This window comes from Pararhizobium sp. LjRoot235 (genome assembly GCF_964254145.1).
Lineage (GTDB): Bacteria > Pseudomonadota > Alphaproteobacteria > Rhizobiales > Rhizobiaceae > Pararhizobium.
This window is the reverse complement of record NZ_CAXUSP020000001.1, coordinates 1,512,093-1,536,565: the sequence shown is the minus strand read 5'-3', so window position 1 is coordinate 1,536,565 and position 24,473 is coordinate 1,512,093. Positions and strand designations below refer to the sequence as shown.

The 24,473-nt window shown below is 60.2% G+C and carries 25 protein-coding genes; 9 read left to right on the top strand and 16 right to left on the bottom strand.

Features of this window, described 5'->3' with window-relative positions; genetic code table 11:
* Window positions 1–164: 164 nt before the first annotated feature.
* From ACSQ2Z_RS07320 to ACSQ2Z_RS07295, 6 genes are all read right to left on the bottom strand, one after another.
* Window positions 165–392, bottom strand: coding sequence for a DUF6500 family protein (locus ACSQ2Z_RS07320; RefSeq protein ID WP_436080580.1), 228 nt, complete (start codon window positions 390–392; stop codon window positions 165–167).
* Between the two features lie 68 nt (window positions 393–460).
* Window positions 461–2,392: a beta-galactosidase gene (locus ACSQ2Z_RS07315; RefSeq protein WP_436080579.1), complete on the bottom strand. Its 1,932-nt coding sequence runs from the start codon at window positions 2,390–2,392 to the stop codon at window positions 461–463.
* Entirely contained in the window at window positions 2,392–3,489 is a 1,098-nt protein-coding gene (locus ACSQ2Z_RS07310; RefSeq protein ID WP_436080578.1) for an ABC transporter ATP-binding protein, read from the bottom strand. Before ACSQ2Z_RS07310 ends, ACSQ2Z_RS07315 begins: the two co-directional genes overlap by 1 nt.
* Before the next feature lie 45 nt (window positions 3,490–3,534).
* The gene (locus ACSQ2Z_RS07305; protein ID WP_436080577.1) at window positions 3,535–4,386 is read right to left on the bottom strand and encodes a carbohydrate ABC transporter permease; all 852 of its coding nucleotides are present in this window, start codon (window positions 4,384–4,386) and stop codon (window positions 3,535–3,537) included.
* A complete protein-coding gene (locus ACSQ2Z_RS07300; protein ID WP_436080576.1) occupies window positions 4,386–5,294 on the bottom strand; it encodes a carbohydrate ABC transporter permease in 909 nt (302 codons plus the stop codon). Before ACSQ2Z_RS07300 ends, ACSQ2Z_RS07305 begins: the two co-directional genes overlap by 1 nt.
* A 182-nt stretch (window positions 5,295–5,476) precedes the next feature.
* Complete coding sequence (locus ACSQ2Z_RS07295; protein ID WP_436080575.1) at window positions 5,477–6,709, bottom strand: ABC transporter substrate-binding protein; 1,233 nt, start codon at window positions 6,707–6,709, stop codon at window positions 5,477–5,479.
* 158 nt (window positions 6,710–6,867) lie between these two features.
* Here ACSQ2Z_RS07295 and ACSQ2Z_RS07290 point away from each other — a divergent pair, with 158 nt between their 5' ends.
* Entirely contained in the window at window positions 6,868–7,833 is a 966-nt protein-coding gene (locus tag ACSQ2Z_RS07290; RefSeq protein ID WP_436080574.1) for a helix-turn-helix domain-containing protein, read from the top strand.
* Window positions 7,834–7,946: 113 nt separating this feature from the next.
* Window positions 7,947–9,083: an alpha-hydroxy acid oxidase gene (locus ACSQ2Z_RS07285; RefSeq protein WP_436080573.1), complete on the top strand. Its 1,137-nt coding sequence runs from the start codon at window positions 7,947–7,949 to the stop codon at window positions 9,081–9,083.
* Window positions 9,084–9,085: 2 nt separating this feature from the next.
* Here the strand turns inward: ACSQ2Z_RS07285 and uraH are convergent, their stop codons facing one another.
* The 5 genes from uraH to ACSQ2Z_RS07260 all read right to left on the bottom strand — a co-directional run bounded on the left by uraH (window position 9,086) and on the right by ACSQ2Z_RS07260 (window position 12,360).
* On the bottom strand, window positions 9,086–9,448 hold the full coding sequence (gene uraH, locus ACSQ2Z_RS07280; protein ID WP_436080572.1) for a hydroxyisourate hydrolase: 363 nt from the start codon (window positions 9,446–9,448) through the stop codon (window positions 9,086–9,088).
* A gap of 16 nt (window positions 9,449–9,464) precedes the next feature.
* A complete protein-coding gene (locus ACSQ2Z_RS07275) occupies window positions 9,465–9,962 on the bottom strand; it encodes an ureidoglycolate lyase (RefSeq protein WP_436080571.1) in 498 nt (165 codons plus the stop codon).
* A gap of 42 nt (window positions 9,963–10,004) precedes the next feature.
* On the bottom strand, window positions 10,005–10,508 hold the full coding sequence (gene uraD, locus ACSQ2Z_RS07270; RefSeq protein ID WP_436080570.1) for a 2-oxo-4-hydroxy-4-carboxy-5-ureidoimidazoline decarboxylase: 504 nt from the start codon (window positions 10,506–10,508) through the stop codon (window positions 10,005–10,007).
* Window positions 10,508–11,437, bottom strand: coding sequence for an allantoinase PuuE (gene puuE / locus ACSQ2Z_RS07265; protein ID WP_436080569.1), 930 nt, complete (start codon window positions 11,435–11,437; stop codon window positions 10,508–10,510). Before puuE ends, uraD begins: the two co-directional genes overlap by 1 nt.
* A 122-nt stretch (window positions 11,438–11,559) precedes the next feature.
* Window positions 11,560–12,360, bottom strand: a complete 801-nt coding sequence (locus ACSQ2Z_RS07260; RefSeq protein ID WP_436080568.1) for a DUF1045 domain-containing protein — start codon at window positions 12,358–12,360, stop codon at window positions 11,560–11,562.
* Window positions 12,361–12,560: 200 nt separating this feature from the next.
* On the opposite strand from ACSQ2Z_RS07260, the gene ACSQ2Z_RS07255 reads away from it, so the two are divergent.
* On the top strand, window positions 12,561–12,950 hold the full coding sequence (locus tag ACSQ2Z_RS07255; protein WP_436080567.1) for a PRC-barrel domain-containing protein: 390 nt from the start codon (window positions 12,561–12,563) through the stop codon (window positions 12,948–12,950).
* A gap of 28 nt (window positions 12,951–12,978) precedes the next feature.
* On the opposite strand, the gene ACSQ2Z_RS07250 is transcribed toward ACSQ2Z_RS07255, so the two are convergent.
* Window positions 12,979–14,133 carry an NAD(P)/FAD-dependent oxidoreductase gene (locus tag ACSQ2Z_RS07250; protein ID WP_436080566.1) on the bottom strand — a complete coding sequence of 385 codons (1,155 nt, stop codon included), beginning with the start codon at window positions 14,131–14,133 and terminating at the stop codon, window positions 12,979–12,981.
* Between the two features lie 38 nt (window positions 14,134–14,171).
* On the opposite strand from ACSQ2Z_RS07250, the gene mnmD reads away from it, so the two are divergent.
* Window positions 14,172–14,903: a tRNA (5-methylaminomethyl-2-thiouridine)(34)-methyltransferase MnmD gene (gene mnmD, locus ACSQ2Z_RS07245; protein ID WP_436080565.1), complete on the top strand. Its 732-nt coding sequence runs from the start codon at window positions 14,172–14,174 to the stop codon at window positions 14,901–14,903.
* Window positions 14,904–15,018: 115 nt separating this feature from the next.
* On the top strand, window positions 15,019–16,605 hold the full coding sequence (locus ACSQ2Z_RS07240; protein ID WP_436080564.1) for a trimethylamine methyltransferase family protein: 1,587 nt from the start codon (window positions 15,019–15,021) through the stop codon (window positions 16,603–16,605).
* A 9-nt stretch (window positions 16,606–16,614) separates the two neighbouring features.
* Here the strand turns inward: ACSQ2Z_RS07240 and ACSQ2Z_RS07235 are convergent, their stop codons facing one another.
* Window positions 16,615–17,268, bottom strand: coding sequence for a host attachment protein (locus ACSQ2Z_RS07235; protein ID WP_436080563.1), 654 nt, complete (start codon window positions 17,266–17,268; stop codon window positions 16,615–16,617).
* Window positions 17,269–17,631: 363 nt separating this feature from the next.
* Here ACSQ2Z_RS07235 and ACSQ2Z_RS07230 point away from each other — a divergent pair, with 363 nt between their 5' ends.
* The gene (locus ACSQ2Z_RS07230) at window positions 17,632–19,194 is read left to right on the top strand and encodes a DEAD/DEAH box helicase (protein ID WP_436080562.1); all 1,563 of its coding nucleotides are present in this window, start codon (window positions 17,632–17,634) and stop codon (window positions 19,192–19,194) included.
* A gap of 7 nt (window positions 19,195–19,201) precedes the next feature.
* On the opposite strand, the gene ACSQ2Z_RS07225 is transcribed toward ACSQ2Z_RS07230, so the two are convergent.
* Window positions 19,202–20,137 carry a DMT family transporter gene (locus tag ACSQ2Z_RS07225; protein WP_436080561.1) on the bottom strand — a complete coding sequence of 312 codons (936 nt, stop codon included), beginning with the start codon at window positions 20,135–20,137 and terminating at the stop codon, window positions 19,202–19,204.
* 369 nt (window positions 20,138–20,506) lie between these two features.
* Between ACSQ2Z_RS07225 and ACSQ2Z_RS07220 the strand changes: the two genes are divergently transcribed.
* From ACSQ2Z_RS07220 to ACSQ2Z_RS07210, 3 genes are read left to right on the top strand one after another with little or no spacing between them, the layout of a single operon-like run.
* Window positions 20,507–21,901 carry a circularly permuted type 2 ATP-grasp protein gene (locus ACSQ2Z_RS07220; RefSeq protein WP_436083013.1) on the top strand — a complete coding sequence of 465 codons (1,395 nt, stop codon included), beginning with the start codon at window positions 20,507–20,509 and terminating at the stop codon, window positions 21,899–21,901.
* 5 nt (window positions 21,902–21,906) lie between these two features.
* Window positions 21,907–22,845 (top strand): alpha-E domain-containing protein, encoded by a 939-nt coding sequence (locus ACSQ2Z_RS07215; protein WP_436080560.1) that lies wholly within the window; start codon window positions 21,907–21,909, stop codon window positions 22,843–22,845.
* A 22-nt stretch (window positions 22,846–22,867) separates the two neighbouring features.
* Window positions 22,868–23,689 carry a transglutaminase family protein gene (locus ACSQ2Z_RS07210; protein WP_436080559.1) on the top strand — a complete coding sequence of 274 codons (822 nt, stop codon included), beginning with the start codon at window positions 22,868–22,870 and terminating at the stop codon, window positions 23,687–23,689.
* A 92-nt stretch (window positions 23,690–23,781) separates the two neighbouring features.
* Here the strand turns inward: ACSQ2Z_RS07210 and ACSQ2Z_RS07205 are convergent, their stop codons facing one another.
* On the bottom strand, window positions 23,782–24,195 hold the full coding sequence (locus ACSQ2Z_RS07205) for a type II toxin-antitoxin system VapC family toxin (protein WP_436080558.1): 414 nt from the start codon (window positions 24,193–24,195) through the stop codon (window positions 23,782–23,784).
* A complete protein-coding gene (locus ACSQ2Z_RS07200; protein ID WP_436080557.1) occupies window positions 24,192–24,437 on the bottom strand; it encodes a type II toxin-antitoxin system Phd/YefM family antitoxin in 246 nt (81 codons plus the stop codon). Before ACSQ2Z_RS07200 ends, ACSQ2Z_RS07205 begins: the two co-directional genes overlap by 4 nt.
* Between the last annotated feature and the right edge of the window lie 36 nt (window positions 24,438–24,473).

Genomic DNA, 24,473 nt, shown 5'->3' with positions numbered 1-24,473 from the left:
ACAAGATCGGCGGCGGGCCGGATTGTTTTTGCGCCCGCAGATGCCCGCATAAGTTCAGCAGTCTCGGCCTGAACGGCTCGAGACTTCCGATCTGCGCCTCGCTGAGGCCTTCTCCGTCGAATGGTTGGAAAAAAGGGGGCTTTTAAGTGGGGATCGTTCCGCGGTCAGGATCCGAAACCCATCTCCTCCACCATCACCTTGATCTTCACAGCCTTCTCGAAATGATCCAACTTATGCGTACGGATCCACCAGTCAGCAGCCTCCATCAGCAATTCGGGGTCATCATTTTTGTTCGCGAAGAAAGCGTAGAAGGAGAGTCCGACGCCCGGACCTTTATCCGCAATTTTGCGATCGCAGACTTCCACGATTTTTTGCCTCAAGCTGGCTCTCATTCACTCATCCTATGCGCGATTTTTAATCCGCCGATTTGCCAAAGCGCAAGGGGAATAACACCGACTGCCTACCCTTTCCAAGCCGCAACCGCCTGCGGCTTCACGTCAGCCTCGCCGAGAACCAGCGTGCCATGGGCGGGGCTCGTCCAGACCTCCGTCCCGTAATTAAACGCAAACGTCACCCCGCCGCGCTTGCGGAGCCGGATATGATCCGGAAGCGCAACCGTGTCTAGCCCGGCCTTCGCCGCCAGATAAGTCAGCGTCCGCTGCAGCAATTCCTGATCCGGCCAGCAGGCGAGATAGTGATGCCCGCCCTTGGCTGTCAGCGCCGGATCGCCATTGATGAACGTCGCGAGCACATCGCCTTCCGTTTCGACATATTCCCGCCAGCGGATGGCGGCTCCGGAGACAGCCCCTGATGCTGCATCGTCCAGCCCTGGACGCAGCGATGACACCTGGGTGACCCGAACGCCTGTCAGCGCAGTAAGCGGGCCGGGCGGCAGGTTTTCCGGAATGGCAAACCGGCGCGTGCGCGAGCCGGAGCGCGGGCCATAGAGCACAATGCCCTCGGCGGCGCCGAAGGCCTGCAGGGCGGCTTCCGAGACCATCATCAGCGACGGAACGAGCACCAGCTTGTAACCATCGAGCGGCGCGCCCGGGGGCACGAAGTCGACGTTGAGACCGAGCTTGCGCACCGCCTCGTACCAGCGGAAGGCCAGGTCGTGATACTGGAAGTCCCTGCCCTGCGGCTGGATGACAGTCGCCCAATAGGTCTCGTAGTCATAGACGATCGCGACAGGCGCCTGCTCGGTTGCCGGCAACTCGCCGGTTTCGATGATCTCGCGCCCGACAATTTCGGCTTCGCGGCCGCCAGCCGACAGTTCGTCCGAGCCCGGCAGGTTGAGGCCCGCATGCATCTGTTCCTGCGCGAACGGCGCCTGCCGCCAGCGAAAATAGCTGACAACTTCGGCGCCGTGCGCCAGCGCTTCCCAGGTCCACAGCCGCACCATGCCGGGCTTCGGCACCGGATTCCATGGCGCCCAGTTCACCGGTCCGGGCTGCTGTTCCATGACCCAGAAGCGGCCACGGCCGACGCCGCGGTAAAGATCGTGGTGGAATGGCGCGATGTCGGGATGGGAGGTTTCCGCCCAACGGTTCCTCTCTTCCTGGCTGAAGGGAAACTTCTCGACATAGCCGATCGGATAGCTATCCCACGAGGCGAGATCGAGGTTCTCGCCGACCTTCCAGTGATCGAAATCGTTGACGAAGCCCATGAAATTATGGGTGATCCAGCGGCCCGGCGAATGCTTGCGGATGATCTCGCACTGCATCTTGTCGTACGCAGCCACCTGTCCGGACTGGAAGCGCCAGAAATCAAGCCGCGCTGCCGGATTGGTTTCGGTGACGGTCAGGTTCGGCAGCACGACATCCTCGAAGCTCGCCACCTCCATCGACCAGAAGACATTGCCCCAGGCGTCGTTGAGTTGATCGGTCGACTGGTAGCGCAGTCTCAGCCAACGGCGGAACGCCTTCAGGTCTTCCGGTCCCCAGGATTGGGTCGTTTCGTGGCAGCCATATTCGTTGTCCGTCTGCCAGCCATTCAGCGCCGGATGTTCGCCATAGCGCTTCGCGATGATCTCGACGATGCGCGCGCTTTCCCGCCACCAGACTTCTGAGGAGAAGGTATAGTGCCGGCGCGAGCCGAAACCGCGGACGTGGCCGTTCTGATCGACTGGCGCGATCTCGGGATATTCGTCCATCAGCCATTTCGGCGGCGTCGCCGTCGGCGTGCCAAGCACGACCTTCAGCCCGGCGGCACCCAGCGTATCCATGGCACGGTCGAGCCATGCGAAATCGAACTCGCCCCGCTTCGGCTCCAGCCGTGACCAGGCGAATTCGCCGATGCGCACGAAGGAAATGCCTATGGCCCGCATACGGCCGGCGTCTTTCGCCCACCACGCTTCTGGCCAGTGTTCCGGATAATAGCAAACGCCCAACATTATTTCGTCAGATCCCCGTTGATGATAGCGACGCCTTGGTCGTCGAAGAGGTGGCAGGCCTTCGGCGGAATGCCGATGCGGAAATCCGCGCCTGGATGTGCTGTCGCCAGTCCGTCGGCCTTGACGGCGATGTCGGTGCCGTCACCGAGGCTCACATAGAACATGGTTTCGGAGCCGAGATATTCGGCAAGCCTGAGCTTCGCCGGCAGAATGGAGCCGTCCCGACCGTCGGCATCGATGTGTTCGGGGCGAATGCCGAGCGTCACGCCCTGCCCTTCGCTGACGCGGGTGCTGCCGGCTGGCAGCAGGATATCGACATCGCCCGTCAAGGTGACGCGGATCTGATCACCGGCGGGTGACGCCGTCGCCTTCAAAAAATTCATTTTCGGCGAGCCGATGAAGCCTGCAACGAAGATGTTCTTCGGCCGGTGATAGAGTTCCAGCGGCGAGCCGATCTGCTCGATCGACCCGGCACTGAGGACCACGATCTTGTCGGCCATGGTCATGGCTTCCACCTGATCATGGGTGACATAGATCATCGTCGCCTTGAGATCCTGGTGCAGCGTGCTGATCTCGGTGCGCATCTGCACCCGCAGCGCGGCATCGAGGTTCGACAGCGGCTCGTCGAACAGAAAGACTTCCGGATTGCGCACGATGGCGCGGCCGATGGCGACGCGCTGGCGCTGGCCGCCGGAAAGCTGCGACGGCTTGCGGGTGAGCAGCGGCTCGAGCTGCAGCATCTTGGCGGCGCGCTGCATGCGCTTTTCGATCTCAGCCTTCTCATGGCCGGTCATGCGCAGCCCGAAGCCGATATTGTCGGCGACCGTCATGTGCGGATAGAGCGCATAAGACTGGAACACCATCGCCACGCCGCGATCGGACGGGCCTACGTGGGTCATGTCCTTGCCGCCGATCTTGAGTTCGCCCGAGGAGATTTCCTCAAGTCCGGCAATCATCCGCAGCAGCGTAGACTTGCCGCAGCCGGAGGGGCCGACGAAGACGCAGAACTCGCCGTCGGCGATGGAAAAATCGACGCCCTTGATGACGCTGACCGAGCCGAACTGCTTGGTGACATTGCGGAGCATGACGTCAGCCATTGGCCCTGCCTTTCAATGAATGTTGAAATGTAGAAAATGCAGCGATCATCCCTTGGTCGCTCCCAGCGTCAGCCCGGCGATGAAATGTCTCTGCATCAGGAAGAACATCAGGACCGGCGGCATCGCGGCAACGATCGAGCCGGCCGACACCAGATGCCAGGCGGCGATCCACTGGCCGTTCAGCGAATAAAGCCCGGCCGTCACCGGCATGGCGTGCTGCCCCTGCACCAGAACAGTCGCCCAGAAATAATCGTTCCAGATGAAGGTGAAGACCAGCACCGAAAGGGCGGCGATCGCCGGACGCATCAGGGGAAGGACGATATAGCGGAAGATCCGCCATTCGCTGACACCTTCGACACGGGCGGACTCGATCAGCGCAAAGGGCAGAGACGTGATGAAATTGCGCATGAACAACGTGCAGAAGCCGGTCTGGAACGCGATATGGAAAAGCACGAGGCCGGAGATGCTGTCATAGAGCCCCGCCTTCAGAGTCATGTCGCGCACCGGCACCATGAGAATCTGGAACGGGATGAAGTTGCCGGCGACGAACAGGAAGAAGATCAGAAGATTGGCGCGGAACTTGTAGACCGCCAAGGCAAAACCCGTCAGGCAGGCGAGCCCGACCGCACCGATCACCGTTGGGATCGTCACCTTGAAGGAGTTGAGGATGTACCAGCCAATCGGCGAATCCCTGAAGACCGCCGTATAGTTGTCGATTCCGGCGAAGCGCGAGGGCATGCCGAAATAGTTTCCGGCGGCCAGATCCGCGGACGGCCGGACCGAGGTGATGGCAACGCCGATCAAAGGCAGCAGCCAGACGATCAATGCGATCGGCAGGATGATCGTATAGGCATGGCGTACCCAGGGGGAAGCCTTCTGGACAGGGGTCGGAAACATCAGGCGTGCCTTTCCCGCATCAGCATGCGCACGATGAACAGGGTGATGAAAACCATCATGATCATGAAGAGGACAACGGCGATCGCCGCACCGTAGCCCATGCGGTAGCCGTATTCCGACAGCGCCTGCTCATACATGTAGAACGACAGCACGCGGCTCGACCCGTAAGGCCCGCCATCGGTCATGATCGAGACCAGATCGAAGGAGCGCAGCGCACCGATGACGGTGACGACGATGGCGATGAAGGTGGCGGGCCCGAGCTGCGGCAGGATGATGTGCCACAGCAGCGACCAGCCCCTCGCGCCATCCATGCGCGCGGCCTCCACCTGCTCCGGGTTGATGTTGTTGAGACCGGTCAGGTAGAGGATCATGCAATAGGCGATCTGCGGCCAGAGGCCTGCGGCGATAATGCCGAGCGTGACGTAGCGCTCGTCCGCCAGGATGGCGATGCTTTGGCCGGTCAGTGTCTTGATCAGCGCCGAGAGAAGGCCGAAATCCGGCGCGTAGAACCAGGTGAAGATCAGGCCGACGACGACCTGGCTGATGACGAAGGGAAAGAAGAACATCGACTTGTAGAGCCGGATGCCGGCGACCGTCTGGTTGAGGAACAGCGCCACGGCAAGGCCGGCGGGAACCGCAAGCAGGTAGAGCACCAGCCACAGGATGTTGTTTTTCAGCGAGGTGTAGAACGCTTCATCGTCGAGAAGCTCGGCGTAGTTGGCGACGCCAATCCAGGTTTTCGGGCCAAGCCCGTCCCAGTCGTAGAAGCTGATCCAGATCGACTGGAAGATCGGAATGATCACATAGATCGAAAACATGATCATGCCGGGCGCGAGGAACAGCCAGGGCGCAAGGCGCTGCTGGTTGCGCTTCCAGAAACCGGATGTCGCGGAAACGGTGCTGCTCATCGCTGCCCTTTGTTGAAGTAGTTTGAAAACAATCGACCGCAGTCCGGTATCTGCCCCTCACCCTAGCCCTCTCCCCGCAGGCGGGGAGAGGGGACAATAGAGTTTGCCGCTTCTCCCTTCTCCCCGCCTGCGGGGAGAAGGTGCCCGACAGGGCGGCTGAGGGGCTGGTGCCGATTTGAAGATTACTTGTAGATGCGGCCGCGTGCCTTTTCGAGGCGTTCGAGGATCGCGTCGATATTGTCCGGCTTGACCATGAACTGCTGGAAGCCTTCCATGCCGGCCTTGGCCATTTCAGCCGGGGCGTCGCGGTCGTAGAACTGGGCAAGCGCATAGGCATTTGCCAGCATTTCAAACCCGGCCTTCAGGAACGGATCTTCAGACTTGGCGGATTGGTTGTTGACCGGAAGCTGGCCGAGAACCTCGTTCATCTTGGTCTGAGCCTCAGGCGTTGCCAGATAGGCGAGGAACTTGCGGGCATCTTCCTTGTTCTTCGCACCCGATGGGATGTGGAAGGATTCGGTCGGCGCATCTTCCGCCATCGGGATGCCGGCGGTGATTTCCGGGAACTGCAGGAAGCCGATCTGGTCCTCTTTCAATCCGCCATCCTTCATCGCGGCAACGGCGAAGTTGCCCATCAGGTACATCGGTGCCTTGCCTTGGACGAACTGCGGAATGGCGTCCTGCCAGTCGATCGCGGCGTGGTTTTCGAGGAAGTAGCCGGGCTTGACCAGCTCGGCCCATTTCTCGAAAACGGCCTTCACCTTCGGATCGGTGTAGGGAACCTTGCCGGCGGTGAGGTCCATGTGGAACTCGTAACCGTTGACGCGCAGGTCGAGATAGTCAAACCAGCCACCTGTCGGCCACAGCGCCTTGGTGCCGATCGCAAACGGCGTCATGCCGGCTGCCTTGATCTTTTCGCAGGCGGCGACCAGTTCGGCCCAGTTCTTCGGTGGCGTGATGCCCTGCTCGGCGAAGATGTCCTTCCGGTAGTAGATGCCCCACTGATAGTAGGAATAGGGGATGCCCCATTTCTTGCCGTCGATTTCCATCGACTTGACGGCGGATTTCAACTGATCGTCCAGCTTGTTTTCGGTCCAGAGGCCGGTGACATCCTCGAACAGGCCGGCCTTGACGAAGGGGGCCATGCGATTGCCGGAATACCAGGAAACGACATCGGGCGCGTCGGCAGTCAGGAAGTTGCGGATCGCCGACTTGTAGCCTTCGTGGTCGAAATTGTTCCACTTGACGGTGACGTCCGGATTGGCCGCCTTGAAGCCTTCGAGCAACGTTTCCATCGCCTTCTTCGGCGCCGGATCGGACTGGTCGGAATTGATGACGAGTTCGCCTGCAAAGGCGGCGGACATGGTGAGCGCATAGCCGAGCACGAGCCCGGTAGCGGCTTTAAAAGAAATCATAATATCCTCCCAAGGATCAGCGTGTGGTCCGGTGTGTTCTGCGGTCTATCCTGTTCCTCTTTCCCGCAGGAGCGGCTTGACCTTGCTGCCGAAACCCGCAATCTTCTTCCGACATTTCGACGTAAACTTCCGGTTTTCTAACATCAGCAGGATATGAAATGAAGCGGCGCCCGAAACTCGTGAACAGGCTCGGCGCAACGCCGGTTCACCCAGAACGCGACCCGGCGCATCCGCTGGTTGTTTTTGATGATCACCGTTTCTGCGCTGGCGAAAACATGATTGTGCGGCGCATGGAAGGCCCGCATATGCACAGCCAGATCGAGTTCAATTTCGTGCTCGAAGGCGAGATGACCTATTGGTTCGACGGGCGCGAACTCAGCATCTCAAAGGGGCAGCTTTGCTTGTTCTGGGGCATGATCCCGCATCAGGTAACTGACCTGAAAGAGCCGACCCTATTCCTCTGCTTCTATGTGCCGATGTCTGTTTTCCTGGCTCTTCCAAGCCTTAGCCGGTTCCGCGACGCGGTCTTCCGCGGAGCCATGATCGAGGCACTCGATATCCGCCCCTACGACCGCGACATCTTCATGCGCTGGCGTGAGGAGCTTCTGTCCGGAGACGACGAACTGGAACAGATCGTCCGCGAGGAGCTGGGCGCCCGCGTGCGCCGCCTCGACCGCGAAGGCTGGCGCGACCTGCGCGAGCAGGGATCAGCCATAGCCTCTTTCGAGCATCAGGACGCGAACCGCATGTTCCATGTCGAGCGGATGATGCGCTTCATCACCGAACACGCCTTGGAAAACATCACCGCCGAGGATGTGGGACGCGATGTCGGTCTGCATCCGAACTATGCCATGGGCATCTTCAAGCGCACTGTCGGCATGACCATCAACCAATCGATCGTCCGCCACCGCCTCGATACCGCCCAGTCGCTGCTCATTTCCACAGACCTGCCGATCACGAGCGTCGCCTTCGAGGCGGGTTTCGGGTCGCTCTCGCGTTTTTATGAAGCCTTCCATGACCGGTTCGGCACGAAGCCAGGCACATTCCGGCGGCGCCTTGCCAGGCCGCCCCGGGCGCGCGAGGTTCATGCGACGGCCAACGGGCAAATTGCGGCACACGACTGAAAGTCGAGAGACAAAAGAGGTAAATTTATTTTACCTCTTGCCGATCCAACTCTTAACAACAGTTCGCGAAACATGGTATGGCCGAACCGTCCCTTGAGATGGAAACCCGCGCCATGTCCAAAATCCTCGAAATCCGCGATCTCAAAGCCGCAGCCAAGCGCCGCGTTCCGAAGATGTTCTTCGATTATGCCGATAGCGGCGCCTGGACCGAGGGAACGTACCGCGCCAACGAGGAGGATTTTTCCAAGATCAGGCTGCGCCAGCGGGTGCTGGTCGATATGACCAACCGGTCGCTGGAAAGCACCATGATCGGCCAGAAGGTCTCTATGCCGTTGGCGCTTTCGCCGACCGGCCTGACCGGCATGCAGCATGCCGATGGCGAGATGCTGGCGGCGCAGGCAGCAGAGGAATTCGGCGTGCCCTTCACGCTGTCGACGATGAGCATCTGCTCGATCGAAGATGTCGCCTCCGTCACGACCAAGCCTTTCTGGTTCCAGCTCTACGTCATGCGCGACCGCGACTTCGTCAAGAACCTGATCGACCGCGCCAAGGCGGCAAAATGCTCGGCGCTGGTGCTGACGCTCGACCTGCAGATCCTCGGCCAGCGCCACAAGGACCTGCGCAACGGCCTGTCAGCGCCTCCAAAGTTCACGCCAAAACACATCTGGCAGATGGCGACGCGGCCGCTCTGGTGCATGCAGATGTTGCAGACCAAACGCCGAAGCTTCGGCAACATCGTCGGCCACGCCAAGAACGTTTCGGATTTGTCCTCGCTTTCAGTCTGGACGGCGGAGCAGTTTGATCCGCGGCTTTCATGGGAAAATGTGGCTGAGATCAAGGAGATGTGGGGCGGGCCGCTAATCCTTAAAGGGATCCTCGACGTCGAGGACGCGAAGATGGCGGCACGAACCGGCGCCGACGCCATCATCGTCTCCAATCACGGCGGCCGCCAACTCGACGGCGCCCCCTCCTCCATCAGTATGCTTCCGAAAATTGTCGATGCGGTCGGCGACACGATCGAGGTCCATATGGACGGCGGTATCCGCTCCGGTCAGGATGTGTTGAAAGCGATCGCGCTTGGCGCCAAGGGCACCTATATCGGCCGCCCCTTCCTCTACGGCCTTGGCGCCGGCGGCAAGGCGGGCGTCACGCTTGCGCTCAACATCATCCGCAAGGAACTCGACATCACCATGGCGCTCTGCGGCAAACGGGATATCAAGGATATCAACCGGGATGTGATTGCGGAGTAACTTCAACTCCCTCGATAGGTCGAGTAGCTGAACGGCGAAAGCAGCAACGGCACGTGGTAGTGGCTTGCCGCATCGGCAATGCCGAAGCGTAGCGGAATGAGATCGAGGAAGGCCGGTTCCGGCAGGCTGGCGCCCGTCGCGCGCAGATAATCGCCTGCATGAAAAACCAGTTCGTAGGTGCCAATCCTGAACGCCTCTCCGTCGAGCATTGGCCCATCGACCCGGCCGTCGCTGTTGGTTTTGACCGCGCGCAACAGGCGGCGAGTCTCTCCCTCGATGGCGAACAGATCGATCTTCAGGCCCTGTGCCGGTTTGCCGAGCGCGGTATCGAGGACGTGGGTTGTCAGGCGGCCGGACTTGCTCATAGGGATATGCTCGCGCTCACAGAGGGTTCGGAATGATAAAGGGCTCGTCGTAAAAGACTTCGACCAGATTGTTGCCCGGACCTTCACGATCGACAACCAGGAAATCGCTGACCGTGCCGACGGCCATCAGAGGATGATGCCAGACGTTGCGGCCATAGTTAATGCCCTGGCTCCCCGTTGCGCGGAAAACGCGTGGAAAACCCGGCCTCCCGCCGTCATCCGGCGCAACGACGGCGAGCCATGGACTGCCGCCAATCGGCGAAAAGCTCTGCGAACCGAGTGGATGACGCTCCATCATCGTCAGGCTGTAGGGGAAGCTGCGCGGCTGGCCGCGAAAAATATTGATGATCACGCGGGCATCTTCGCCCGCCACATCGACATGGGCAAGCGCGTGAAACCGCTCGGTCGAGCCGCCGTTGATCAGGCGCATGGATGCCGGGTCCGCTTCAATGACCGTGCCAAAGGGAGCAAAAGCGGCCCGCGTCAGAGGCTCAATCGTCAACAGATGTGGCATCAGTCTATCGATCCCGCCGCAAAACTGCGTGACGGCGTAATGTCAGGCATTGTCTTCTCCCGGAAGCATGGAATGCAAACGCAACAGCGCAATCTTCTCGACCTGCGCTGAAGCCGTCTCAAATTCCTCTTGCCGGTCATTGTCAATCCGCCTTTCGAAGGCAGACAGAATATCGTCCTTGCTGAGCCCCTTGACTGCGATGATGAAGGGAAAACCGAACTTCTTCGTATAGGTCGTGTTCAGTTCGGTGAAACGGGCGTGTTCCGAAGGGCTGAGCCGGTCGAGACCCGCAGAGGCCTGCTCGGCTTTCGAGTCGTCCGTCAGTTCGCCGGCAATCGCCAGCTTCCCCGCAAGATCCGGATGGGCGCGCAGAACGCCAAGGCGCTCACCATCCGCGGCGGCACGGAAGGCCGCAACGAGCGCGGCATGCACACCCTCGGCCGTCAACGTCACCCGCGGATTCTTGTCGAAAGCGCGCTCCGCCACCCAGGGAGAATGCTCGAAGACGCCGCCGAACCGCGCGACGAAGTTTTCCCGCGCGTTCATCACAATCCGCCCTCCGGCTTGTGATGCTCGTACCAGTGCCGGGCGATATCGATGCGCTTGGGGATCCACACCTTCTCATGGCTCAAGACATAATCAATGAAGCGGGCCAAGGCCGCTGCCCGGCCGGGGCGACCGACAAGACGACAGTGAAGGCCGACATTCATCATCTTCGGCCTGCCCTCCTTGCCCTCCGCATAGAGCACGTCGAAGGTGTCCTTCAGATAGGCGAAGAACTGGTCACCGGAATTGAAGCCCTGCGGTGTCGCAAAACGCATGTCATTGGCATCGAGCGTGTAGGGGATGATCAGATGCGGCTTGTCTTTGGTGAGGCCGGGAACCCAATAGGGCAGTTCATCGGCATAGCTGTCGGAGGAATAGACGAAGCCGCCCTCCTCCAGAACAAGTTTCAATGTGTTGTTCGACGGCTTGCCCTGATAGAGGCCGAGCGGATGCGAACCGGTCAGTTCCTTGTGCAGACGCACGGCTTCGCGGATGTGTCTGCGCTCTTCTTCTTCCGGAAAATCCTTGTATTCCAGCCAGCGATAGCCATGGCTGGCGATCTCCCAGCCCGCTTCCTTCATGGCGGCGACCGCTTCGGGATTGCGCGCCATGGCGAGCGTCACACCATAGACGGTCACATCGACATTGCGGCTGGTGAACATCCGCCAGAGCCGCCAGAAGCCGGCACGGGCGCCGTATTCGTAGATCGACTCCATGTTGAGATTGCGCTGGCCGGGCCAGGGGTGCGCGCCGACGATTTCCGACAGCAGCGATTCGGACGCCTTGTCGCCGTCGAGAATGCTACTTTCGCCGCCTTCCTCGTAGTTGACCACGAACTGCACCGCGATGCGCGCATCGCCCGGCCACCGGACCTGCGGAGGATTGCGGCCGTAGCCGATGAGATCACGCGGATAGGATTGCTCTGCCATCAAATCACCCTTCGAATTTGCCGGAACGGTAGCATCCGTGGACGGAAAATCGAAGTCAAAATGGCGAAAATCGCAGTCTATCCAAGGCGGGAACACGCTATTGCGTCAACTGCAACACCCATTCAGCAATTCGCCTGCAGAAGGCGAGCCGCGAGCGCCGCCTTGGTTCCGGATCCGCGCGGCGCGTCCGATATCGCCGTCGCACTCACCCGCGCCGTGGCAGGCCGATGCGCAGAGATTTTTCCGAGCGGGTGCTGTGAATGGACACGGAGCGGCGCGCCGGCCTCCGGCTCGATAAAGAGTGCAAGGCTGGAAATCTTCAAGGGCTCGTTCAGCAAAGGTTCGAAATAGTCGCGAAGCGCCCCTTCGAACCGGGCGTTGAGATTGGGATGTATCGGTCCCGTCAGCATCATGTGAAACCGAAACTCATCCATCACATGAGGGTAGCCCCAGCGATGCAGATTGGAGAACTGCGGCGCTGTCAGACGGTCCGGATCCCGCCGTTCGATCTCCGCGTCACTCAGCGGCGCACGGAACGTGTCGAACGTCTGGACGACCGAGGCGGCAAGATGGTTCATCTGCTCACACGGGGCCGAGGGCGCCAAGCCGTAGAACTCGCCAAGCCTTGCGATTTCCATGCGAGGAATTTCAAACGGCGTCACGGTGCTGGCAAAATGCATCATGGCTTTCAGCAACGCCGCCTCGCTGGTCTCCGAATGAAGTCGGAACGGCGCCTTGATGGTGCCGTGAAACCCATAGCGGCGCGGCACGGCCGTATGGAAAGCCAGCTCCTGCCGGCTGAAGCCGGCAATCGACGGCGCTTCCGGAGCTTCGCCGGAATAGACGTTGCGGCCAAGCCAGCTTGCCGCTGCGACCGACAGGAGATCGTAGATCGACGGCGTATAATAGATCGCGTACCGCATCGGCTCCGCTCCGTTGCAACTCAATATGCGAGCGGGTTACGTGATTTGCGTGACAGAATGACGAAGTGTTGGAACTGCCAAACGGCCGTAAGGGGTTAATTCAGTCGACAAAACGCCAGTTTTCGCGCCCGCAAACTTTGTCGGAACCAACCGGCTTATGCATCGTTGTGTTCCCGGTAGTACCAAAACGGAGAAGAATCGTGACTTACCAGGATACCAACCTTCAAGACGCCGACATCAGGGAAACCCATGATCTGATCGCCAGCGACAAGGTCGAGGGTACCCGCGTTTACGGCCTGGATGGCAAGCACATCGGGTCGATCGAACGCGTCATCATCGAAAAGCGCAGCGGGCGTGTTTCCTACGCCGTTCTCGCTTTCGGCGGTTTCCTCGGCATGGGTGAGGATCACTATCCCATACCGTGGGCCAAGCTCACTTACGATGAAAATCTCGGCGGCTATCGCACGGATCTGACGCGCGAGCAGGTCGAGAACGCACCGAAGTACCACGGCGACGACGAATATGAATGGAACAAGGAAAACGGTCGCCGCGTCTATGACTATTACGGCGTCCCGCCCTACTGGATGTAGGCAAATAGCAGGACTGCTTCCGGCCTCGCTACTGCGGGGCCTTTGCCTTTTCCGACACCAACAGATCGAAATGAGCCCGGCAGCGGAACGACGCGGGCAACGCATCGTCCGTTTCGCCGCAGATTTCGTCGATCACGGCCGAAGCAAGCCGATGTGCGATGCCGAAACTGATCTTGAACCCGCCGGTCAGGGCGTGGATGCGTTGGTGATCCGGATGCCGCCCGGCCATCGGATCGCGTCCGATCGCCTTCGGTCGCACGCCTGCCCAGCGCTCGATGATTGGCGCGTTGCGAATGCGCGGCACAAGGTCCCTCGCACGAGCCAGCAGGGCATCAAGTTGCTCGTCCGTTGAAAAAGGTGCGTCGAAGGTGTTTTCACTGGTGCTGCCGACAGCGACCATCCCGTTTTCATGTGGCACAATGTAAAGCCCATCGGTGAAGACGACCGGCAGGCTCGGATCGATATCGGCTTTCAGCAATGCCGCCTGCCCCTTGACGCCCGTGCCGCTTGAACCAGGCGGACCCGCCAAACCATCCAGGAAGGGGAATGCGTCAACACCGTTTGCGATGATGCAATCACCGAAGGCAACCGTGCTCCCATTGGCAAAATCCGCGCGCCCTGCAATGGGATCGATATGAACGAGGTCCCGCCCCTCCTCGATCCGAATATGTTTTGACCGGCGCAAATATATCGAGAGCATGGCAAGGAACGGTCGCGGCGCGACCCTGGCGGCCAGCGTATCAAACACAATACCGCTTTCGGCAAAAGCGCTATCCAACCACCCCTCAGCCGGGGGTCGATCACAGACGTGCCAGTGGAATTGCCGGTCGCCGGCACGCCAGTTGACGATCGCATCCTGTTCATGGCGAAGGGCGATCGTGCGCAGATGCGGCTTCGCCAGAGGCATGAGACGCCCGCAACGGCGATAGCCTGCCGAGAGCCCCGTCGCCGCCCCAAGCGTCGCAATCTCCGTCTCGAGAGAAACGAGCGCGTCGAACTGGAACTGCTTCTTGGCGCTCCAGCGATCCGGCATGTGCGGCATGAGCGCGCCGAGCATGCCGCCGCTTGCCCCGGCGCCGATTGCCTTGCGCTCGACAATCAGGGTTCGCAATCCGGCCCGCTCGGCCATCACGCCGGCCCAGAGCCCCATGATTCCGCCGCCGATGATCAACAGATCCGTCATCGATTGACCTTCTCAGATAGGCAGATTATCGCTTCGCCATGACCCGCGAGAACCTGGAAAATACGGCAGTGCCGGATCAGCAAACACTTGAATGGCGCGAAGGCGATATGCCCTATTCGCAAGAGTTTGGCGACCATTTTTATTGCCGCGAGGATGGCCGGCTGGAATGCGGCCATGTGTTTCTCTCTGGCAATGATCTGCCGGGGCGCTGGCGGCGGCCGGGCGAATTCCGCATCGGCGAACTCGGCTTCGGCACCGGCCTGAACTTCTGCGAAACCTGGCGGCAATGGAAAGGAACCCGCACCGAAGGCGGGGAGCTTCACTTCGTCTCGTTCGAACGCTTTCCGATGCGCCCCGGCGAGATCGATCGGGCGTTGTCACGCTGGCCGGAAATTGACGCGGAACGGCAAGCTCTTGGCGCGCAATGGCCGGAGCAACCAAGCGGCATTGTCGACCTTGATTTCGGCGGCGTGCGCCTGACCGTCGCCTGCGGCGTAGCCCTCAATGAGATCGAGCGTTTCACCGGCCTGTTCGATGCCTGGTATCTCGACGGTTTTGCTCCACGGCGCAATCCGGACATGTGGTCGGAAGAGCTGATGCATCTCATCCACGGTAAGACGGTCGACGGCGGTACCTTTGCCACTTATGCCGCGGCCGGCTTCGTCCGCCGCAATCTTGAGGCGGCAGGCTTCGCGATCGATCGTCGTCCCGGCTTCGGCAGCAAGCGCGAAATGCTTTGCGGCGTGAAAGCGACATCCCGCGTCGCTTAAAATCCGGCGTTTACAACCACCCTTCTCTGCCAGGGAAGTTTGCTGTCGCAAATGGTGGCGCATGCAGCGCATCCAAACTGCACTATGACTTTCTGTCCTGACCGATGGAAAAGCCATGAGCGAGAACGAATTTCCGCATTCCTTTTTGACCGGCACGGACGCTCCCCTGGAACGCCGCCGCCGAACCGGCGGGCGCGGTGCCGACCGGCTGCGAAAAGGCTCAGGAAATTCAAGATATCTCAATATTGTCAATACGATGGAAAAATCCACCGTTTTGACAGACGAGGCGCTAGAGGCCATTCACGATGCCTCGCTGACGATCCTCGAGGAAATCGGCATGGACATTATCCTGCCGGAAGCGCGCGCCCGAATGAAAGCCGCCGGCGCCGACGTGACGCCTGGCACCGATCGTGTCCGTTTCGATCGCGGCCTGATCATGGATATGATCTCGTCCGTTCCATCCGGCTTCACCATGCATGCCCGCAACCCGATCCGCAATGTCGAGATCGGCGGTAACAATCTCGTCTTCGCGCAGATCGCCTCAGCCCCCTTCGTTGCCGACCGGGAAGGCGGGCGCCGGGCCGGCAACCAGGAAGACTATCGCAAGCTGGTGAAGCTCGCGCAGTCCTATGACATCATTCATACCACCGGAGGCTATCCGGTCGAGCCGGTCGATATCCATGCCTCGGTGCGCCATCTCGATTGCCTCTCGGACATGGTGAAACTCACCGACAAAGTATTCCACTGCTATTCGCTTGGGGCACAGCGCAATCTCGACGCTTTGGAAATCGCCCGCATCGGCCGCGGCATCACCGCCGAACAGATGGAACGCGAGCCATCGCTCTTCACCATCATCAATACCTCGTCGCCACTGCGCCTCGACGGGCCGATGCTCCAGGGCATCATCGAAATGTCGTCGCGCAACCAAGTGGTTGTTGTCACGCCCTTCACCCTGGCTGGCGCCATGGCCCCGGTGACGATCGCAGGTGCGGTGGTGCAGCAGAATGCCGAGGCGCTGGCCGGCATCGCGTTTACCCAGATGGTAAGGCGTGGCGCACCTGTCATGTATGGCGGGTTCACCTCGAACGTCGACATGAAGACCGGTGCGCCCGCCTTCGGCACGCCGGAATACATGAAGGCTGTCATCGCCGGCGGTCAGCTCGCGCGCCGCTACAAGATCCCCTACCGCACGTCCAACACCAACGCCTCGAACACGCTCGATGCGCAGGCGGCCTACGAATCGGTCCTGTCGCTCTGGGCGCTGACTCAAGGGGGCGGCAACTTTATCATGCACGCGGCTGGTTGGAGCGAAGGCGGCCTGACGGCATCCTTCGAGAAGTTCGTCCTCGATGTCGATATGCTGCAGATGGTCGCCGAATTCCTGAAACCGCTCGACGTCAGCGAGGATGCGCTTGGTCTCGACGCCGTCCGCGATGTCGGTCCGGGCGGTCATTATTTCGGCACCGCGCACACGCTCGCGCGGTATGAAAGGGCCTTCTACTCTCCGATCTTGTCCGATTGGCGCAATTTCGAGACATGGACGGAAGCCGGACGGCCGACGACCTATGATCACGCCAACCGCGTCTTCAAGGAAAAGCTGAACGAATATGAGCGCCCTCCACTCGACCCGGCCATCGAGGAGGAACTCGATGCCTTCGTTGCCCGCCGGAAAGCCGAGGGCGGCGTTCCGACAGACTTTTAAGCAAAAGGGTCAGCTCGACATTGCCGAACGAACCGACGAGATCAATTTGTCGGTAGGCATGCCGCTGTAGTCCTTGTTGATTTCCACCGTGGTTTTCGCACGCGTAGCAGCGGAGAGTATGGAGCGAAAATAACCCAGCGTCTGCGGAGCTGCGCAAAGCACAAGGCGGTCGAAGGCCCCTTTCCGTGCATAGGTATCGAGCTTGCTGGCCACATCCGAGGTGAACCTCTCTTGTTCCCCGCGCACCGGATCGCTCGAATATTCCATCGCCGAGCGACCGTGGCCAACAGACGAATGGCTCCGCCCAGGCTTGTCGGCCATGATGTCCTGGGCACGCTTGGTATCCAGCTGAAAGATTTCCTGCTCGGGATTCTGTGGTCCATCTTTGAGAAAATTCACGCCCTTCAAAAGGCGCGCCTGATTGCCATCGGCAGCAAGAAGCCATGTCGTCGTCATTATTCGCTCCTTGAGCATAACCACGCCGACGTCCATATGACGCAACACCGGCGGCACTGCGACTGAACGCGGCCGTGCCTCGTGATGCAAGGCACCTGAGAGGGTCAACGCGCGGGGGAAAAGGAAGGTTCCCGAAAAATCCGGCAAACCCAAAATCTCTCTGAAAACGAAAACCCTATCTACCATCGAGTCAGCACTGGCGGCCACGCTCGAGATCCTGGCAAACGGCGCAGTGCTGGCAAGCGGTGAATTTAAACTCATCATGGCATGAGGGCAACGCTCTTCGCACCTGCAAAAAACTACCCCTTGACTTTTGACGGTAAAACAACGACATGGGGGCAGCGTCACCTTCTGGCCGCCGCGTGAGCGAGCCCTGCGGGATTTCACCGATCCGTACCGAAGGATAAGCGCACCACAGAATGTCTTGCCAAACGCGGCAAGATGCAGCGCAGACAGCTTAATCAACCCACAAGTTCCCAAATCACGCGGGGTTCTTGACGCAAGGCGAAACCGGAACCGCATGGTGCAGTTCCGGCGATGTTCGTTTTGCGCCCCCGAAAAGGTAATACATTGACCACTTTTAAAGACCTTGGCCTCTCCGAGCATGTTCTTTCGACCCTCTCCTCCCTGGGGTTCGAAACGCCGACGCCAATTCAGGCTGAAGCGATCCCGCTCGTGATGGAAGGCCATGACCTTATCGGTCTCGCCCAGACCGGCACTGGCAAGACGGCCGCTTTCGGCCTGCCGATGATCGAAAAGATGCTCGCTGACGGCAAGCGTCCCGATCCGCGCAACATTCGCGCCCTTGTTCTCGCTCCGACCCGCGAACTTGTGAACCAGATCGCCGCAAACCTGAAGGACTTCGTCAAGAAGACCCCGATCAAGATCGGCCTCGTCGTCGGCGGTGCATCGATCAACAAGCAGTCCGAGCAGCTCGCCCGCGGCGTCGACATTCTCGTCGCCACGCCCGGCCGTCTTCTTGACCTCATTGCTCGCAAGGCGGTGACCCTGACCCAGGCTCGCTATCTCGTTCTCGACGAAGCCGACCAGATGCTGGACCTCGGCTTCATCCATGACCTGCGCAAGATTTCCAAGCTGGTTCCGAAGAACCGCCAGACGCTTCTGTTTTCGGCCACGATGCCGAAGGCGATCGCTGAGCTTGCCAGCGAGTATCTGAGCAACCCGAAGCGCGTCGAGGTTTCACCTCCGGGCAAAGCAGCCGACAAGGTGGAGCAGTATGTTCACTTCGTTGCCGGCGCTAGCCAGAAAACCGAAATCCTGAAGAAGACGCTGACCGAGAACCCGGACGGCCGCGCCATGGTCTTTTCGCGCACCAAGCACGGCGCGGAGAAACTGATGAAGCATCTGGAGCATGTCGGCTACTCCGTCGCTTCGATCCATGGCAACAAGAGCCAGGGTCAGCGCGAACGGGCGCTCAAGGCATTCCGTGACGGCGAGACGCGCGTTCTCGTCGCAACCGACGTCGCTGCGCGTGGCATCGATATCCCGGGCGTCACCCACGTATATAACTATGATTTGCCGGAAGTGCCGGATGCCTATGTCCACCGCATCGGCCGTACCGCGCGCGCTGGCCGTGACGGCATTGCCATCGCCTTCTGCGCTCCGGACGAAATCCGCCTGTTGCGCGATATCGAACGCCTGATGAAAATCGACATCGCCGTTGCGAGCGGTGAAGTTCCGGCCGACCGCGCTCGCCCGAAGGGTGCCCGCGGCGGCAATGGCGCCCGCAACGCGTCACGCCCCGCCGGCAATGGCCACAACGAACGCCGCCCGCGCCCGCAGGGCGGCAGCGACAATGTGCACCGCGCTGAACGTTCGGCTCCGAGCCCGTTTGCAGGCGACGATCTTCTTGTAACCGGCGAAGGCCAGCAGAAGAAGCAGCACCGCAAGGGTCAGGGCCCGGCAGCACAGGCCGCGCACGAACAGGCGCTTGCCAAGCGCCCAGGAGGCAACCGCAATGGACGCCCCGGCCAGAAGCAGGGCGAATGGCGCAACCGTAACCACGGAGGCAATGCCGCTGGCAACCAGAGCCGCGAAAGCGGCAACGGCGCCAGTGCTCAAGGCCAGCGCCGCCGCGCCAACGGCAACGGACAGCGCCGCGACGAAGCATAAGCCTCGTCTATGCGTCAAGCGAACTGAATACGGCGGGCTCGGCCCGCCGTTTTTTGTATGGGGCGGGGACCGTCTTGCGATTGGTCAGATAAACGCCGGTCACCGCGATCACAGTTCCAGCGATCATTGGCAGTGTCAGTGCCTCGTCGAAGAAGACCCAGGCCTGCACGGCGGCGAGCGGCGGCACCAGATAGATCAGCGAGGCCGCGCGCGACACCTGGCCGCGCCGAATCAAATAAAGCAGCAGCGCAATCGCCCCCATCGACAGGCCGAGCACTGCCCAGCCGAGCGCCGCAAACAATTGCACGCTCCAGACGACCCGCATATCCTCCAGGAGAAACGCCAACGGTACCGTGACGATCAGCGCCCCAATATATTGCAGTGTCGCGGTCGAGCGAATGTCGCCGTCCTGCAGGTGCCGCTTCTGATAGAGCGTGCCGTAGGTGACAGCCGCCATGCCCAGAACGTTGATGATCACCGGAAACAGGTGGATCGGCATCGCGCCTGTGTCGATTGCCATGACCTTCGGCACGACCGCCAGTGCGATACCGAGAAAGCCGAGAATCAGACCAAGCTTCTGTTGGCCCGAGAGGTTTTCACCGATGAGAGCAGGGGCCACCGCCGCCGTCATCAACGGCTGCAGCCCCGCAATGATACCAGAGATTGCCGCAGGAACACCTTGCCCGATCGCCCACCATACGGCGCCGAGATAAAGCCCGTGCAGGAAGATTCCGGAAATGACCGCATGCCCGGCCGCCGTCCATGTTTTCGGCCAGGTGGCTCCAGTCGCGAGACAGAAGCCGACGAAAAGCAGCGTGGCGAGAAGGTAGCGCAGCACCAGAAAGGTCAGCGGATCGGCGTAGATGCCGGCATATTTTGCCATTACCCACCCCGTCGACCAGAGCAAGACGAAAATGGCCGGAGCCAGGCGGTCGAGGGTCATGCATGCTCCTGATGCGATTTCGTGATCGGCGCCTTGCGTAGAGTGATGCGGGATGATGGTCAAAACAAAATTCCTGATGTTTAACTTCAATGATCTGCCCAAAAGCCATTTTTTTCATGCGCGAAAAATAGGCAGTCTCATCCTTTGCGATAAGGAATTTTATCGGCGTTCGAAATCACACCGATGATTGCAAAGCGAGAGTGATTAAACATGCATCGCTTCAGCCGCCGAAACGCAGCCTGCAGCCCAAAAAAGCAGCAATTCATCACTGAAATTTCTTTTGCCTTCCAGTGAGCATGCTTCTTGCATTGCCCCAGCTGTTGTACTCAAATGGCAAAAAAGGGGATCACACCGTTGGCATTTGACGAAATGATGAATGCGGACAATAGCCCGCGCCAGCCTTACACAACCTACAATGATTGGTACGCCAGCCAGGACAAGGCCCGCCTGATTGCAAAATCAAAAGAGGCTGAAAACATCTTCCGCAAGACGGGCATCACTTTCGCGGTCTACGGACACGCCGACAGCTCCGAAAAACTCATCCCCTTCGACCTGATCCCACGCATCATTTCCGGCCGCGAATGGCGCAAGCTGGCGCAAGGCATCGAACAGCGGGTCATCGCCCTCAACGCTTTCCTCGACGACATCTACCACAAGCAGGAAATCATCAAGGCGGGCCGGGTCCCACGCGAGCTGATCGAGCGCAACGAAGCCTTCCTGCCGCAGATGATCGGTTTCCGGCCACCGGGCGGCGTCTATACACACATCGTCGGCACGGACATCGTGCGCACCGGCGAAGATCAGTTCTATGTTCTGGAAGACAATGCCCGCACCCCGTCCGGTGTCAGCTACATGCTGGAAAACCGCGAGACGATGATGCAGATGTTCCCGGAACTCTTTCATCAGAACCGCGTCCGCCCGGTCGAGAACTATCCCTATCTGCTCCGCCACAGCCTCGCCTCGCTCGCCCCTCGCGGTTGCGACGGCAAGCCGCGCGTCGCGGTGCTCACGCCCGGCATCTACAATTCGGCCTATTACGAGCATGCCTTCCTCGCCGACATGATGGGCGTCGAGCTTGTCGAAGGCTCGGATCTGCGCGTCATCGACGGCAGGGTGAAGATGCGCACCACACGCGGTTACGAGGCAATCGACGTCCTCTACCGCCGTGTCGACGACGATTATCTCGACCCCCTCACCTTCAAGCCCGAATCGGCGCTCGGCATTCCAGGGATCATGGATGTCTATCGCGCCGGCAACATCACCATCGCCAACGCGCCGGGGACGGGCATCTGCGACGACAAGGCGATCTATTCCTATATGCCCGAAATCGTCGAGTTCTATACCGGGCGCAAGGCCCTGCTCGAGAACGTGCCGACGTGGCGTTGTTCCGAGCCCGATAGCCTGAAATACGTGTTGGAAAACCTTAGTGATCTCGTCGTCAAGGAAGTGCACGGTTCCGGCGGCTACGGCATGCTCGTTGGCCCGACCGCCTCCAAGAAGGAATGTGCGGTTTTTGCCGAAAAGCTCAAAAGCCGGCCAACAAACTACATTGCCCAACCGACCCTTTCTCTTTCGACAGTGCCAATCCTCGTCAACAAGGGCATTGCTCCGCGCCATGTGGACCTTCGCCCCTATGTCCTCGTCTCCGACAAGGTGCAGATCATTCCGGGCGGACTGACCCGCGTGGCTTTGAAGGCCGGCTCGCTGGTGGTGAATTCCAGCCAGGGCGGCGGCACCAAGGATACCTGGGTTCTGGAGGACTGACACGCATGCTCGGAAGAACCGCAAACGGCCTTTACTGGATGTTCCGCTATATAGAGCGGGCCGAAAACAGCGCCCGCCTGATCGACGCCGGGCTGCGCATGTCGCTCACACGCTCGCAGGCGACGGAAGACGACTGGGACGGTGTGCTGCAAAGCTCCGGCGTCCGCGACATCTACGACGACCTCTACGAAAATCTGACCAGCACCGACGCGATCGACTTTCTGCTGCGCGACAAGTCCAATCCTTCAAGCGTGATGTCGTGCATCGACTCAGGCCGCAACAACGCCCGCATGGTGCGAACGGCCCTGACGCGCGAAACCTGGGAAGCCACCAACGAATGCTGGCTCGACCTGAAAACAATGCTGGCACGGCGGGTGAAAGCCGCGGACCTGCCTGAGGCGATCGATGCGATCAAGCGCAAGACCGGCCTGATCCGCGGCGCCTTCCACGGCACCATGCTTCGCAACGAGATCTTTAATTTCTCGCGCATCGGCACCTTCATCGAACGCGCGGACAACACGGCGCGCATCCTGGATGTGAAATACTACGTGCTGCTTCCGGCGGTCTCGCAGGTCGGCTCCTCGATCGACAACGTGCAATGGGAATCGATCCTGCGATCGGTCTCGGCACATCGCTCCTACGGCTGGGTCTACGAGGCGGAATACAAGCCCTCACACATTGCCGACTTCCTGATCCTCAACGGACGCATGCCGCGCTCGCTCGCCTATTGCTATGAAAAGATTGCCAGCAACCTCGGTTATCTCGCCCGTGAATACGGCGAAAGCCATGCGGCGCACGCAACCGCCGCGGAAACCTTGGCGTCGCTGCGCAGTCATTCGATCAAGGATGTGATGGACCAGGGATTGCACGAATACATCGAGAACTTCATCAGTTACAATAACCGTCTGGGGCAGGAAATCTCCGACGGCTACCGGTTCTACTAGGTATCGGTTGGGGGAAAGACAGATGCGTCTGAAGATCAGTCACACGACGGAATACACCTATGACGAGCCGGTACAATATTCGTTGCAGCGGCTGCGGCTGACGCCGCTGACCCAACCCGGCCAGACCGTCATCAGCTGGAAGACCTCCGTCGAGGGCGCCCATGTGGAGGTCGGCTACGACGATCACTTTGGCAATAGGGTCAACCTCGTCAGCGTCAATGGCGACCAGACCTCCATTCGCATCACCGCCAGCGGCGAAGTCGAGACGGAGGACACGTCCGGCGTCTACGGCGTCCACCAGGCCTATGCGCCGCTCTGGCTTTACCTGCGTGAGACGCCGCTGACGAAGATGACAAAGCCGATCCGCAACCTCGCCAAGGCGATGAGCGGCGACACGGACCTCGCCAAGATGCATGCGCTGATGGGCAAGATCAATGAGATTGTCGAATACAAGCCGGGCGAAACCGGAGCGCAGACGACGGCCGAGGAAGCCTTGCAACAGCAGAGCGGCGTCTGCCAGGATCATGCGCATATCATGATCGCAGCCGCCCGCACGCTTGGTCTGCCCGCCCGCTACGTCTCCGGCTACCTGATGATGGAAGACCAGGCGGAACAAGCGGCAAGCCATGCCTGGGCGGAAGTGCATCTGAACGGCCTCGGCTGGGTCGGCTTCGACGCCGCCAACAACCTCTGCCCCGACGATCGCTATGTCCGCATCGCCTGCGGGCTCGACTATCGCGACGCAGCGCCGATCTCCGGGCTCGTCCATGGTTCGGTGACCGAAGCCTTGAAGGTGGCGGTAACCGTCGAGCAACACGAACAGAGCCAGACGCAGAGCCAGTGAGTCGACGCCACAGCGAAATCCTTACAGCGCGCGCGTCAAGCATGACGCGCAAAGGACGCTGTAGCAGGTCGACATCCAATGGATGCGCTTCATCATGACGAGGCAGCGAGTGTGTTGAGGTGGCCTTTGGCGCCGTAGCTGAGGATCGCCTGGTCTGCCGTCATCAGCGGCACCTGGTGAAACCGCGCCGTCGCCACGATCATCCTGTCGGCGGGGTCAGCATGAAAATTTCCCGGTAAACGAACGCTGCCGACGGAGATCGGAGCTTCCAACGGCGCAAGCGCGATGCCGGGCAACGCCAGCGCGCGACTAATCCATCGCCCCACATCATCACCGAGCGCGATGCGCCCCTTTTCTGCCAGCATGGCGATCTCCCAGGGTGTGATCGCCGCAATCAGTATACGGCTACGGCGCGTCATGTCATCAATGATGTCCCGAGCCGTCTTGCCCAGACGCGGATCGTCTTGAACGGCCCAGATCAAAGCATGCGTGTCGAGAACGATCACCGGCTCGCATCCCAATCCTCGGGCGAGATGACTGGCGAAAATGGATCATCGTAGGCAAGTACACTCCCCTTCATCGCTCCGATTATGCTCGTAGGCTCAATAGTGCCGATAATGGGCGAGAGGACCGCAACAGGTGTTCCGCGCTTGGTAATGACGATCGGTTCACCGTCGGCGGCCATTTGATCGATGAGATTCAGGCACTTCGCCTTAAACTCGGCGGCTCCGATCGCCTTTGCGGGCATGAACACATCTCCTGTACATCTGTACAGAACATATAG

Bases quoted from the DNA above. Each gene is read 5' to 3' on its own strand.
- ACSQ2Z_RS07300 (WP_436080576.1), bottom strand. From the start codon at position 5,294: ATGAGCAGCACCGTTTCCGCGACATCCGGTTTCTGGAAGCGCAACCAG.
- ACSQ2Z_RS07310 (WP_436080578.1), bottom strand. From the start codon at position 3,489: ATGGCTGACGTCATGCTCCGCAATGTCACCAAGCAGTTCGGCTCGGTC.
- ACSQ2Z_RS07275 (WP_436080571.1), bottom strand. From the start codon at position 9,962: ATGCCACATCTGTTGACGATTGAGCCTCTGACGCGGGCCGCTTTTGCT.
- ACSQ2Z_RS07220 (WP_436083013.1), top strand. From the start codon at position 20,507: ATGATGAATGCGGACAATAGCCCGCGCCAGCCTTACACAACCTACAAT.
- ACSQ2Z_RS07260 (WP_436080568.1), bottom strand. From the start codon at position 12,360: ATGCGGTACGCGATCTATTATACGCCGTCGATCTACGATCTCCTGTCG.
- ACSQ2Z_RS07290 (WP_436080574.1), top strand. From the start codon at position 6,868: ATGAAGCGGCGCCCGAAACTCGTGAACAGGCTCGGCGCAACGCCGGTT.
- uraH (WP_436080572.1), bottom strand. From the start codon at position 9,448: ATGAGCAAGTCCGGCCGCCTGACAACCCACGTCCTCGATACCGCGCTC.
- ACSQ2Z_RS07315 (WP_436080579.1), bottom strand. From the start codon at position 2,392: ATGTTGGGCGTTTGCTATTATCCGGAACACTGGCCAGAAGCGTGGTGG.
- ACSQ2Z_RS07250 (WP_436080566.1), bottom strand. From the start codon at position 14,133: ATGACGGATCTGTTGATCATCGGCGGCGGAATCATGGGGCTCTGGGCC.
- ACSQ2Z_RS07215 (WP_436080560.1), top strand. From the start codon at position 21,907: ATGCTCGGAAGAACCGCAAACGGCCTTTACTGGATGTTCCGCTATATA.
- uraD (WP_436080570.1), bottom strand. From the start codon at position 10,508: ATGAACGCGCGGGAAAACTTCGTCGCGCGGTTCGGCGGCGTCTTCGAG.
- ACSQ2Z_RS07295 (WP_436080575.1), bottom strand. From the start codon at position 6,709: ATGATTTCTTTTAAAGCCGCTACCGGGCTCGTGCTCGGCTATGCGCTC.
- mnmD (WP_436080565.1), top strand. From the start codon at position 14,172: ATGACCCGCGAGAACCTGGAAAATACGGCAGTGCCGGATCAGCAAACA.
- puuE (WP_436080569.1), bottom strand. From the start codon at position 11,437: ATGGCAGAGCAATCCTATCCGCGTGATCTCATCGGCTACGGCCGCAAT.
- ACSQ2Z_RS07225 (WP_436080561.1), bottom strand. From the start codon at position 20,137: ATGACCCTCGACCGCCTGGCTCCGGCCATTTTCGTCTTGCTCTGGTCG.
- ACSQ2Z_RS07320 (WP_436080580.1), bottom strand. From the start codon at position 392: ATGAGAGCCAGCTTGAGGCAAAAAATCGTGGAAGTCTGCGATCGCAAA.
- ACSQ2Z_RS07200 (WP_436080557.1), bottom strand. From the start codon at position 24,437: ATGCCCGCAAAGGCGATCGGAGCCGCCGAGTTTAAGGCGAAGTGCCTG.
- ACSQ2Z_RS07240 (WP_436080564.1), top strand. From the start codon at position 15,019: ATGAGCGAGAACGAATTTCCGCATTCCTTTTTGACCGGCACGGACGCT.
- ACSQ2Z_RS07210 (WP_436080559.1), top strand. From the start codon at position 22,868: ATGCGTCTGAAGATCAGTCACACGACGGAATACACCTATGACGAGCCG.
- ACSQ2Z_RS07305 (WP_436080577.1), bottom strand. From the start codon at position 4,386: ATGTTTCCGACCCCTGTCCAGAAGGCTTCCCCCTGGGTACGCCATGCC.
- ACSQ2Z_RS07285 (WP_436080573.1), top strand. From the start codon at position 7,947: ATGTCCAAAATCCTCGAAATCCGCGATCTCAAAGCCGCAGCCAAGCGC.